This window comes from Collinsella sp. AF38-3AC (genome assembly GCF_003474365.1).
Taxonomy (GTDB): Bacteria; Actinomycetota; Coriobacteriia; order Coriobacteriales; family Coriobacteriaceae; genus Collinsella.
Genome location: NZ_QROM01000047.1, coordinates 1 through 201 on the forward strand (window position 1 = coordinate 1; position 201 = coordinate 201).

At 42.8% G+C, this 201-nt stretch carries 1 protein-coding gene; it reads right to left on the reverse strand.

Annotated elements, in window-relative coordinates; all coding sequences use genetic code 11:
- On the reverse strand, positions 1 to 201 hold a 201-nt coding region (locus tag DW029_RS11790), incomplete at both ends, for a hypothetical protein (protein WP_233543885.1).

Below are 201 nucleotides of genomic sequence, written 5' to 3' on the forward strand. Positions count from 1 at the left end.
GAGTTTTTGGCCAATCGCGCCATTCGGCAAATATACACCTGCGATGCTGCCACTATATCCATTTTCAGTCGCAACGCCAGAAAGCGTGATTACACCGTCTTTGGAACTTGTTGTGACACCCCTAGTGGTTACACTTGAATCATCGACTTTCAATAGGTTCTTACCGCAAATATGGATAATAGGATTTTCAATTACCTCAAT